An 11,971-nucleotide genomic window follows, 5' to 3' on the forward strand; every position below is an offset into this window, starting at 1 on the left:
CGGTACTAAGAACAAGTTAAGTGAGGTTTGCATGAGCATCGTTGGCCATTTGATTAACGGCGAAGTCGTCCAGGGCACGGGTCGCAGCGTCGACGTTTACAACCCTTCCACCGGCGCCGTAACCAAGAAGGTCGCCCTGGCGGATCGCGCCACCATCCAGCAAGCCCTGGACGTGGCCAAAGCAGCCTTCCCAGCCTGGCGCAACACGCCACCGGCCAAACGTGCTCAGGTGATGTATCGCTTCAAGCAATTGCTGGAGCAAAACGAAAGCAAAATCGCCCAGCTGATCAGCGAAGAACACGGTAAAACTCACGAAGACGCTGCCGGTGAGCTCAAGCGCGGCATCGAAAACGTCGAGTTCGCCTGTGGCGCGCCGGAGATTCTTAAAGGTGACTACAGCCGTAACGTCGGCCCGAACATCGACGCCTGGACTGACCTGCAACCGGTCGGCGTCGTCGCTGGCATCACCCCGTTCAACTTCCCGGCCATGGTGCCGCTGTGGATGTATCCGCTGGCCATCGTCTGCGGCAACTGCTTTATCCTCAAGCCGTCCGAGCGTGATCCAAGCTCCACCCTGTACATCGCGCAACTGCTGCTGGAAGCCGGCTTGCCGAAGGGCGTGATGACCGTGATCAACGGCGACAAAGAGGCGGTAGACGCGCTGATCGAAGCGCCGGAAGTCAAAGCCCTGAGCTTTGTCGGCTCCACCCCCATCGCCGAATACATCTACAGCGAAGGCACCAAGCGCGGTAAGCGCGTGCAGGCTCTGGGCGGTGCAAAAAACCACGCCGTACTGATGCCCGATGCCGATCTGGACAACGCCGTCAGCGCACTGATGGGCGCCGCTTACGGCTCCTGCGGCGAGCGCTGCATGGCCATCTCGGTAGCCGTGTGCGTGGGTGATCAAATCGCCGATGCGCTGGTGCAAAAACTCATCCCGCAAATCAAAGCGCTGAAAGTCGGTGCCGGTACTTCCTGTGGCCTCGACATGGGCCCACTGGTCACTGGTGCGGCGCGCGACAAGGTCAAAGGCTATATCGACGCCGGTGTGGCGCAGGGCGCTGAGCTGGTGGTCGACGGTCGCGATCTGGTGGTGGCCGGTAATGAAAATGGCTTCTTCGTCGGCGGCACCCTGTTCGATAAGGTGACCCCGGAGATGACCATCTACACCGACGAAATCTTCGGCCCCGTGCTGTGCATCGTCCGTGTTGGCAGCCTGGAGCAGGCCATGCAACTGATCAACGATCACGAGTACGGTAACGGCACCTGCATCTTCACCCGCGACGGTGAAGCGGCGCGGCTGTTCTGCGACGAAATCGAAGTGGGCATGGTCGGCGTCAACGTGCCGTTGCCCGTACCGGTCAGCTACCACAGCTTCGGCGGCTGGAAGCGCTCGCTGTTCGGCGACCTGCACGCTTACGGTCCGGACGGTGTGCGCTTCTACACCCGCAAAAAAGCCGTCACTCAGCGTTGGCCGCAGCGCGCCAGCCACGAGGCTGCGCAGTTCGCCTTCCCGAGCAACGGCTAAATGCACATGGCTTTGTCTTGCGACCTGTCGCTGAGTCAGGGGCTGGCCGGTACGGGCCAGTTCACAGGCCGCGCCATGGCGCAGGCAAAGCGCCAATATTTTTGCTAAAACAGCAGGGCTGCTCGCAAGAGCGGCCCTTTTTTTGCTGCATTAACCGCAGCAGCGATAACAAAAACCAGCCGCGCGGGCGCGGCGTTGGTGCAGTGGCCTCAGGTTAGCGTTGAGCGCTTGGCTTAAAGCGAATCTGGGTTATGGCACCCCTTGCGGGAACGGGCTCGAAGTATGCCCGTCACGCTTTTGAGACCGCTCCCCCAAGGGCAGCCCACTTCAATTAACAAGAGCTTGTTGGCAGTACCGAGGCACAGGGTTTAACGCACGCGGGCAGGGCAGTCGTCCTGCAAATGCGTCACGTTGAATCACTAATTGCCAAGGCGCGCCGCGACTCTTCAGAAGAGGACACCCTTGTAATGAGCAAACCCATGATTGGCCTTCCCCTGTGCCGCTGGCAGCTAACCGACCGCGATATCGGTTGGTTTCATCTGGTCGGTGAAAAGTACATCCAATCGGTCACCGGCTACGGCGCCTTCCCCCTGATGATCCCGGCCTACGGCGATGATCTGGATTTGGAAACCGTGCTGGATAACGTCGACGGCATCATGTTCGGCGGCTCCCTCTCCAACGTTCACCCCAGCTTCTACGGTGACGACCATCCCGGCCTCGGCCAGGCCGATATCCCCCGCGATAAAACCGTGCTGCGCCTGATGCGCGCCTGCATCGATCGCGGTATTCCATTCCTCGGCATCTGCCGTGGTGTGCAGGAGCTTAACGTGCTGCACGGTGGCACCTTGCACCGCGAAGTGCACAAAGTCCCCGGCCGCCTCGACCACCGCGAACGCAAAGACGTCCCCGACGACGTGGCCTACGGCCCGATGCACGACGTGACCTTCACCGAAGGCGGCATCATGCATCGCTTGATCGGCGAACGCGTGGTCAAGGTCAACTCCCTCCACGGCCAGGGCATCGACCGTTTGGGCGAAGGCCTGCAAATTGAAGCGGTCGCTGAAGACGGCCAGATCGAAGCCGTCAGCGTGATCGGCGCGAAGGCGTTTGCCTTAGGCGTGCAGTGGCATCCGGAGTATCGCTATTGGGAGAAGAGCGATTACAACGCGCTGTTGCAGGCGTTTCATGATGCTTGTGTGGAGTATCAGGCTAGTAAGAAGCAGAAGAGGGTGGTGGCGGAGGTGGCATAGATAGTGACTCTTCTATGAATGTAAAAGCCCGCCATTTTGGCGGGCTTTTACATTCATAGAAGCTTTAAAAATTGTCAATTAATAGATTTGCCTTTTTACTTATTAAAGCTATTTCATCCTGTGTAAATCCGATATCTTTTAGGATGTTTAAGGTGATGAAGTCTTTTAGTCTTTTGTTTAGCAAGTATAGTTCAAATCCGTAAGCTGATTTTGCTTTTATTTTTTCATTGTAGTGGGTGAGATAGTTTCTTGTGTTTGTTGTTGTATCTAAAAAGTCACCTAGATCGAATTTGAACAAGTGTGTGAAGGGTGTGGTGAGCGCTTCTATTCGGTTTCTGAAGTTTATGTTTTTTGTTTTTGATATGTTTCGTTGGTACGATTCACTAGCCTGTGATAGTGAAAGAAATGTGCTCTCCATATATCTGTGTGTTCCGTTGAGGGTTGAGATATATAGCCAGAATGAAGGGGTGGATGTTTCGTACAATTCAAGAAATTTATTAATTTTAGCTTCAAGCGTTTTTAAGACTTCTGATGTAGTGAATAAGACATGTTCTTTTTTAGTTTCTGCTGTTTCTGCTACTGAGGGAGGGCTTTCATAGTACCAGCTAACAGGAAACGGATATTCAGTTTCTTCGGCTTCGAGCCCGGTGATAAGTGTAGCCTTAATGTTTTTTATAGTAACTGTTTTCTGGATGGCGAAAGTTAAAAAATCTTGAATTTTCCTGATTAATCGAACTGCGTTCTCCATGTCTATTGGGTGTGTCGGTTCAATTTCAAAATAGGTAATCTGTCTTGAGTTTATCTCGGTTTTTAAAATAATTGGTCTGTTTGTGAATCCAATATTAAAAGCTCCTATATTGGTAAGTTCGGCTTGTATTTTTTCTGGCAAATTGTACTCAATGAGGAAGTTGTTTTGATTTTGTGTATGTGTTCTCTTAAATCCTGATATGTCCACCCATGATTCGGTGTTGGTAAATTCAAATCGTATTTTCTTATATTTTGGGGTGGGGTTTAAATCGTCAAAAGCTACTCCTAATATAACTCTTTGAGGTTTAATTATTGAGCTCGTTATGCCGCTATTGAAGCTCATGTTGTTTTTCTTGTAGTGGCAGTTGTAAAGGGTTGCGTAGTCGTCTGTATCTATGTTTCCGCAGATTGTAAAATTGGTTTCTAGGTTTCCTTCGAGGAATTTATATTGATCTTCATCAAGGCTTCCAATTATTTCTAGTTCGCACGTGCCACCGTTTTTTATGGTCAGTATTCCTGACGCTTTATGATCCTCACACCCTGCTTTCCAGAAAAATCCTTTTCTGATAATTGGCTCCGGTACGTACATAGCTCTCCTTTAAATTTAATTTTTTGAATGATAAGTGAGTTGATGGATAACGCCGCAGGCTTGTCCACAATGTCTTTAATTTTTCTCGTATTTATCATGTGTTCTTGCGAATGCCTTTCGCCTTTACGGCGAGTCACTTTCTCTTGCTTGCCCAAGAGAAAGTAACCAAAGAGAAGGGCACCCCGGCATTCGGGTTTGCCGGCTGCGCGGGCAAACTTCCCTCGTTGCGGTATTGCTCCGGGGGCCGGTTCGCAAGGGCCATCCATGGCCCTGCAAACCTCTCGCCGCATCCATGCGGCTCGTCCCCCTACACAACACCTCCACTCGGCCTGCTGACGGGGCTCGCGGTGTTTTCTCGCTCCGTAGGGTGCATGCGCCTGCGGCGCATGCACCATGGTTATGTGGCCACGGTTTGGGGCGCGGATTGGTGTTGGGGCACTAGTATTAGTGCGCTTGGTGGACTTTTATGTATATGCCATTTGCTTACATTGATTCTATCTCGCGCATCCGGCGAACATACTCTTCGTACGGCGGACTATCGTTATTCAACTGCTGAATGAGCTGTTGCTTGTACTGGTCTTTACTAAGTGCGGTGTTCTCTTGGTGGATTGGAACGCCGTGGCCGGCTCTCAACACCTCAAGGGCATCGGAAAATATCTCAGCGGACGATTGCGTCCTGAAGAATACTCGCCTTGCCGTAAATCCTGGTGATTGCCGAATAATTACGGCAAATCTGCCCTCACGCATATTCTTTTTCATGACCATTGAAGGCAGCAGCGTATCAAGATAGATGTGCTGTCCAGCGGCTATAGTCTTGCTATTACTAGCACCAATAACCACTGCGGCACCGTATACAGGAATCGCAGTGCCTGAATAGCTGCCAGTTGTAATGCTGCCATCGGAAAGCACAATGGCTTTGTCTGTTATCAAAATCGACTGCGTTTTTTGATCTCCGTAGTCTTCATGGAATCCACGCTCAACAATGGCCACAGCTTGATCCCAAGTCATGTTACCTGCGGATGGAGAGTACCCGATATTGGAGTGCCCACAGCCCGCAAGTAAAACGATAGCCAAGCTAGATACCAGCGCCTTTAACATCATATGCCTCCAATTACACGTGTTTAGCAGAGCGTAGGGTGGGTGGCGCTCCATTCATCCCCTATTTGTGAATACAACACAGTGGTGTGTGGCGCATGCACCATGGTCACTTGGCCTCGGTTTTGGGTACGGCGTGGTGCTGTGACACGCGGTGCAATATGCCGCTTCGCGGCTATTGGCACCCTACGGGTGGTGGTGGACCCGTAGGGTGCATGCGCCTGTGGCGCATGCACCATGGTTATGTGGGTACGGTTTGGCGCGCTGCTTGGTGTTGCGGCACGCGGTGCAATACACCGCGCGGCGGCTATTGGCACTCTAAGGGTTATGGCGGACATAGGTCTTCCTTGAGGTCTTGTCTGACAATAACTCGCAAAAGTGGCCTTATGCCATATAGCAATTGGTCGTGTTTGTTTAACTGTGCGCTTGTGGGCATTTCGTAGGGCGGGGCGCGTAGCTGGAGCTTTATCCGTCCACCGTTGTTGAGGGCGTGGGGCGGTGGTAAGGCGTGCGGTTACGACTGCTGGGTATTGCGGCACGCGGTGCAATACGCCGCGTTGCGGCTATTGGCACCCTACGAGGGGTAGGGATTGGGGAGGGCGGGGTTGGATCAGGCGCCAATGCCCTGTCAGGTAGGGCATTGGCGATGCGGCTGAGGCGGGCTATCAATAATCTTTAAGGGCGACGTCTTTGGCGGCGATGGGTTCGAGCAGCCATTCACTGTTGCCTTGGCCAAAGCCTGGGCCGCCGGGCACCATAAAGTAGCCGCTTACGCCCAATACGCCGTCGTCGTTACCATTTTTGCACACGCCAAATTTATCCCAACCCCAGACGTTGGCTTTGTCATCGTCGAGGCTGGCGAAGTAATAGGTGTCGCCGGTGCACATGGTCTCCCCGCTGGGGTCGCAGTCATCGTGGTAAACGTGCAGGGAGTCGTTATTACGCTGCACGCGTGGCAGGGCTTGGCCTGTGTCGCGGCTGCCGCACAGGGAAACATTCAATTGCACCAGCTTGTTGGGGTTGGCCGTTAGGAACTCATCCAGGGCGTCGACATCGGCGCGGCTATCAATCTCAACCTCAAAGGTTTTGATTTTGTTTTTCTGCAGGTTCAGGGCGTCAGGAAAAAAGATCGTGACCACGCCCGCAGCGCTCGCCAAAACCCCCAACAAAGACCCAATCTTTACGGCCAATTTCTTCATCGTGCCCTCTGTGCAATGACTTCTTATAGGTAGTGCGGCCGGCTTACAGCCGTTGCAGCTCGATGCCCAAGGTGGATGTTGGCGTTAGCAGGCAAAGAGTGGCCCTATGATGGCATAACGGCGCCCTGATTTTGTTGGATTGTCTGTCTATATGGATCTGGCTTGCCCTTGGCTGAGTGACGGCATTAGGGCGTGTCCGTGACCGGCTTATCCTCCTTTAGTCGTATAGCTTCGTCTGGGACAAAAGCGGCTTGGGTTTAGGGCGTGCGATCTGAGCCTTATGGGCTGGGGCTTACAAGACTTTGACCTGGATGGCGGGGCTGAGTCCGTGGGGAGCATTTGGCAATGTGGTTAATATTTTCTTCTAAGTGGCTGAAATTTTTTACAGCGGTGGCGGGTCGGATACCCATCGGCAGCAGCCGACTGCAAGCCGTGCAGCTCAATACGGCCGTAGACGAGCGGGCCCACAAGGCCGGCTGAGACTACCCAATAACAATTAAAGGGCCATCCCCATGTCAAAAGTTGTTCTCGCCTCCCAACTCAAATCTCAGGGCAGCACCTCACTGGCGCCGGGCCTCAAGCAGCGACACGTGACCATGTTGTCGATTGCCGGGGTGATCGGTGCCGGGCTGTTTGTCGGCTCCGGCCATGCCATTGCCGCCGCTGGCCCTGCGGTTTTACTCGCCTATTTGATTGCCGGCACCTTGGTGGTGTTGGTGATGCGCATGCTCGGTGAAATGGCCGTGGCCTCGCCGGATACCGGATCGTTCTCTACCTATGCGGATCGTGCCATCGGGCCCTGGGCGGGCTTCACCATCGGCTGGCTGTATTGGTGGTTCTGGGTGTTGGTGATTCCACTGGAAGCCATCGCTGCTGCGGCCATTTTGAACGCCTGGTTCCCGCTGATTGATACCTGGGTGTTTGCCTTGGCGGTGACGCTGCTGCTAACCGTAACCAACCTGTTTAGCGTGGCCCGTTACGGCGAGTTTGAGTTCTGGTTTGCCTTGCTCAAGGTGATCGCCATCATTGCCTTTATTGCGCTGGGTGCGCTGGCCATGGGCGGCGCGCTGCCGGATAGCCACGTCAGCGGCTTGGGCAACTTGATGAGCAGCTTTGGCGGGTTTTTCCCCAATGGCTATGCCGCTGTGGTGGGGGCGCTGCTGACCACCATGTTTAGTTTTATGGGCACCGAGATTGTCACCATCGCCGCTGCTGAATCGAAGGACCCGGCCAAGCAAATCACCCGCGCCACCAACTCGGTGATCTGGCGTATCGCCCTGTTTTATCTGGTGTCGATCTTTATGGTGATTTCCATCGTGCCGTGGAATGACCTGCAATTGATTGAGGTGGGCTCGTACCAGCGCGCACTGGAGTTGCTGAACATTCCCCACGCCAAGTTGATTGTGGATGTGGTGGTCTTGATCGCGGTGGCCAGCTGTTTGAACTCGGCGATTTACACCTCCTCGCGCATGGTCTTCTCCCTGGCCAAACGTGGCGATGCCCCGGCGCGCTTGGGCCGCACCAATGCACAACACGTACCGCGCGCGGCGGTGTTGGCCAGTACTGCGGTGGGCTTTTTGACCACCATCGCCAACTACTTTGCCCCGGATCAGGTGTTTACCTTCCTGTTGGCGACTTCGGGTGCGGTGGCCTTGTTGGTGTATTTGGTGATCGCCGTGGCGCAGTTGCGGATGCGTAAACAGTTGCTGGCCAGTGGCACGCCACCGCAGTTCCGCATGTGGTTGTACCCGTGGCTGACCTGGGCGGTGATCGTGTTTATCGTTGGCGCCCTGACCACCATGTTGATCATGCCCGAGCACAGCAGCGAGGTGCTGGGCACGGCGCTGCTGACGGTGTTGATCGTGTGCATCGGCATACTTAACGCCCGGCGCAAACGTAAGCTGGAAGGCAACCACAACCCAAGCCGCAACGTGCCATCGCCTAAGCCTCTGGCGCATTGACCTAAGAGGTCGGGTGCAATACGCCGCTGCATGGCTGTTGCACCTTGCGGAGGATCGGCAATTCCTGCCTTGAAACGTCGGCGATCCGGGTAGGGTGCAATCGCCGCACAGGCGCTTGCACCGTGGTGTCGTGGCGAGGTTTGGTGTGTGGTGTGGGGTTGCGATGTGTTGGTGCAATACGCCGCTGCGCAGCTGTTGCACCCTACGCGATTGCGTTGGCTGCGCACCAATCCCACCCACCACCGAAACCGCATCCTGCGTAGGGTGGACAACGCGAAGCTTGGCCACCATTCACGCCGAGCCTCGGCGAAGCCTTCATGGTTGCGGTTTTAGCCGGGTAGGGTGCAAGCGCCGCACAGGCGCTTGCACCGTGGTTTCGTTGCGAGGTTTGTTGTGTGGTATGGGGTTTCGATGCGTTGGTGCAATACGCCGCTGCGCGGCTATTGCACCATACGGGAGAGCGCAACCTACGAGCGCGCGCAGCCTGCGTAGGAGTCCCAAATTACGCGGTTTAGCCTGAGGCCGAGGAGCGTTGGTTGTTGCGGCACTGGCTCATATCCACGTTGCCTACATACCGATTGCCATGGCCCATCACGCAGGCCACTTGCTGGTTACGCCAGCGTTCCCACTGCGTCACCGGATACTGGCGGTTCCACGCTTCGTAGATGCGCCGGTCCTGCTTGGACAGGCGCAGCCTGTAACGCTCGGCCATATACAGATAAATTCGCGCCGCCGGGCCACGGGCGCGCTCCGGCGGCATGGCAGTCTTCGCTTTAAAGTCCACCACCATGGGGCAGGCACCATATTGGCTGGGTTTGCGGCTGAGCATGCCTAAGGCGAAGTTGGAGCGGTCGCCATTCACCTCGCCAATGCTCGGCACCAGGTTATGCAGGTCGGCCTCGGCGGCTTGGAATACCGGGTCTTTTCTTGCGCAATTCTTGCGTCCGCCTTTTTGCCAGCATTGCAACTGATGGCCGATCACCCAGGCCGGAACAATATGTTCCCACTCCACTCGCTTGGCGCGATTTAATTGTTTGCGCGGGCTGTAACCACAACTTTTTAAATCGACTCGGTTGCCTTGGTATTTGCAGCCGCAATAGAAAGTGGTCGGTTGCTCGGCATAAATCTTCCAAGCAACTTTTTTCGCGGCACTAAAGGTTTGGGGGGCGGCGGCATACGAGACGGGACAAATTAATAACAGGCTTAACAGGACACGCAACAACGGCATTGGTTAATCAACGGCAGGTAATAAGGGCGTGCATGATACAGGCTTGGCTGCTCTAGGACGGTGCTTTGGCCGCTTCGGGAAATTAATCGTCTAACTTTTTCCGCACAGTGCGGTCTGTTCACACACAACCTGAGCTTGGATGCGCAGGTCATTGAATTATCGAACAGACTTGATTTGTGAAGAAAAACCAGCCAAATATGGGGTTATTGCAAGCTTTTTCCCCGATTCAGCACAGCGGATAACCTCCACTGATGAACACTGTGAAGCGATTGCAAGGAATGATAAATCGCAGCGGTAGGCCGCCAGGCCGTACCGCGTTTTTCCAGTGCTGTCTGTTATTGCTGGTCATGAGCGTGACCGGTTGCTCCACCCGCCAAGACCACCAAACCATCGTAAGTAACCGCAGCTCGGCCAAGGCCAGCGAATTCTTCCAGTCTCACGCCGATCGCATGGCCACCTTGGGCATGCGCAACAATCTCAACAGCCTCTATCGCCTGATGGACAAGCTGTACCTGCGAAACCCCAGAGAGTGGCGCAAAACCGGCTTACCCAATGCTGCCGCCGCTGCCGCTGCGGTGCATAAAGCCATCGAAACCGACCAGCCATTAGCGCAGCTAGGTGGGCGTAAGGATGTGGTGGCGCTGAGTTACACCTTAAGCGCGCAGTACCAAGGTGACCGCGTCGGCGCTTTTATCTACTCCCTGGCGACGATGTTGATCACCGCCCACGGTGGCCGCACCGAGTACTACATGAGCGATACCCTGAACGTGGAATTTATCCACAACGCCGCGCGCAATTTGGAGAAAGCCAGCTGGATGTTGGCCCAACGCACCGACGCCGAGGGTCAGCCGTGGTTACTCTCCAATGAGATTTCAGCTGATGCGCGCAACCTCAGCTATGCCGTGGAGTTCGGCAAGATGGTGGCCCGCCTCGACCTGCTCACCGATGTGCTCGATGAGCGCTACCGGCGCATGGGCGTCAGCTATGCCCAGGGTCTGCTGTTTATGAACTTCTTGCCGGTGCAATAAGGCTCCATAGCGGCGGCGCTGCCCCCTCGGGATGCTCGAATTAGCTGTCTAACCAGCGCGCTTGCCGTGCCACTCGCCAGTTCAGCGCGCTCAGGGCCAGTAGCAGGAGCAGCAGGGTGTAGATGGCATAGGTGCCGATCTGATCATAGGCCCAGCCTGCCAGCAGGATGCCGACCAAGCCGGCAAAGCGACTGATGAAGTCGATTGAGCCATACCAGCTGCCGATGATTTCTTTCGGCACACTGAGCTGGATGGTGCTTGCCGTGGTGCGAAAGTACAGGGTGGCGCCGAGCTGGAAGATAAACATACCGCCCCCGGTGAGCCATAGATTGCCACGCAGACACAGGCTCAGGCTGATGCCTAAGATCATCACCCAGTGACTTCGCCACAGTGTCTGCGCCGTAGTGCTTGCGCCACCACTGCCGCGCAGTAACAGCCCGCCGGCAATTGAACCCAGCGCTGCGGCCGAGAACAGATAGCCGGTCTGCACCGCGCTAAATAAGTGAAAGCCGCGCAGCAGCGGCACCCATAGCAGTGTGAGCACACTGATGACCAGCAGGCAGGTGGCATACGCGGCGAGGAAGGCGCGCCAGCGCGCTGAGCGCAGCAGCTGCCAAGTGGCCCGTGAGGCGCCGCTGACGCCTTCTTGCAGGCGCTGGGCTAAGGAGCTGTGAGTTGTGTCCAGGGTGAGGGCTGAGTCATTCCGCACCCTAAGGCTGAGGCTTAACGCCAGGGCGACGAACAGAAATGCAATCGACGCCAGCAGCGAGATCGACAAGCCGAAATTAAAAATCACCACTGCGCCAATCACTGGGCCCAAGGCCCGGGCCACGCCGTTGAATGTCGCGAGCTGGCCATTAACGCGGGGAATTTGCTGCGGCTGGAACAGAAATGGAATCAGGGCAAACAGGATCAGCCGTGAATATTGGTGAACCAGGTCGATCATAAAGGCAAACACCCAGACCCACTGCACCGAGCGGGTATTGTTGCCGAGCACCAGCACTGCCAGGGCGAACAGCAAAATATTCAGCAACTGACAGGCAACAAACAGTCGCCACTTATCAACCCGATCAATAAACCCGGCGCCCAGCAGGGTGACGAGAATCTCGGCGCTGTAGCCAATGGCATAGGTGGTGGTCACGGCCAGGCTGCTGCCGGTGATGGAGTAAGCCAGGTTGGCAAACACCAGGTCATAGATAGCTTCGGCCAAGAGGATGCACACCCCTAAGGCGACGAAAAGTCCTGCTGGTGCTTTGCGCGAAGTGTGCATAGAAATTTAATCCATTAAATTTTTACGCTTAGGGTCCGTTGGGCCCTGAGCTGGCCCGCCGTGGCAGCCCATCCCA

General features: G+C 55.4%; 9 protein-coding genes. 4 read left to right on the forward strand and 5 right to left on the reverse strand.

The window, feature by feature from the left end; all coding sequences use genetic code 11:
* Positions 1–31: 31 nt before the first annotated feature.
* Positions 32–1,528, forward strand: coding sequence for a CoA-acylating methylmalonate-semialdehyde dehydrogenase (locus NTD81_RS19975; RefSeq protein WP_262184490.1), 1,497 nt, complete (start codon positions 32–34; stop codon positions 1,526–1,528).
* A gap of 479 nt (positions 1,529–2,007) precedes the next feature.
* Positions 2,008–2,778 carry a gamma-glutamyl-gamma-aminobutyrate hydrolase family protein gene (locus NTD81_RS19980; RefSeq protein ID WP_262184491.1) on the forward strand — a complete coding sequence of 257 codons (771 nt, stop codon included), beginning with the start codon at positions 2,008–2,010 and terminating at the stop codon, positions 2,776–2,778.
* A 64-nt stretch (positions 2,779–2,842) separates the two neighbouring features.
* Here NTD81_RS19980 and NTD81_RS19985 read toward each other — a convergent pair whose 3' ends face one another.
* The 3 genes from NTD81_RS19985 to NTD81_RS19995 form a co-directional block, all read right to left on the reverse strand.
* Positions 2,843–4,114 carry a HEPN domain-containing protein gene (locus NTD81_RS19985; protein ID WP_262184492.1) on the reverse strand — a complete coding sequence of 424 codons (1,272 nt, stop codon included), beginning with the start codon at positions 4,112–4,114 and terminating at the stop codon, positions 2,843–2,845.
* 483 nt (positions 4,115–4,597) lie between these two features.
* Positions 4,598–5,212, reverse strand: a complete 615-nt coding sequence (locus tag NTD81_RS19990; RefSeq protein ID WP_262184493.1) for a hypothetical protein — start codon at positions 5,210–5,212, stop codon at positions 4,598–4,600.
* Positions 5,213–5,874: 662 nt separating this feature from the next.
* On the reverse strand, positions 5,875–6,348 hold the full coding sequence (locus NTD81_RS19995) for a hypothetical protein (RefSeq protein ID WP_262184494.1): 474 nt from the start codon (positions 6,346–6,348) through the stop codon (positions 5,875–5,877).
* 572 nt (positions 6,349–6,920) lie between these two features.
* On the opposite strand from NTD81_RS19995, the gene gabP reads away from it, so the two are divergent.
* Positions 6,921–8,369, forward strand: coding sequence for a GABA permease (gene gabP, locus NTD81_RS20000; RefSeq protein ID WP_262184495.1), 1,449 nt, complete (start codon positions 6,921–6,923; stop codon positions 8,367–8,369).
* A gap of 511 nt (positions 8,370–8,880) precedes the next feature.
* Here gabP and NTD81_RS20005 read toward each other — a convergent pair.
* On the reverse strand, positions 8,881–9,597 hold the full coding sequence (locus tag NTD81_RS20005; protein WP_262184496.1) for an endonuclease I family protein: 717 nt from the start codon (positions 9,595–9,597) through the stop codon (positions 8,881–8,883).
* Positions 9,598–9,875: 278 nt separating this feature from the next.
* Here NTD81_RS20005 and NTD81_RS20010 point away from each other — a divergent pair, with 278 nt between their 5' ends.
* Positions 9,876–10,625 (forward strand): hypothetical protein, encoded by a 750-nt coding sequence (locus NTD81_RS20010; RefSeq protein ID WP_410017190.1) that lies wholly within the window; start codon positions 9,876–9,878, stop codon positions 10,623–10,625.
* A 40-nt stretch (positions 10,626–10,665) separates the two neighbouring features.
* Here NTD81_RS20010 and NTD81_RS20015 read toward each other — a convergent pair whose 3' ends face one another.
* Entirely contained in the window at positions 10,666–11,895 is a 1,230-nt protein-coding gene (locus tag NTD81_RS20015; protein ID WP_262184497.1) for an MFS transporter, read from the reverse strand.
* Positions 11,896–11,971 lie beyond the last annotated feature (76 nt).

The organism is Pseudomonas sp. 5P_3.1_Bac2 (assembly GCF_025465995.1).
In the GTDB taxonomy this organism is placed as follows: Bacteria; Pseudomonadota; Gammaproteobacteria; order Pseudomonadales; family Pseudomonadaceae; genus Aquipseudomonas.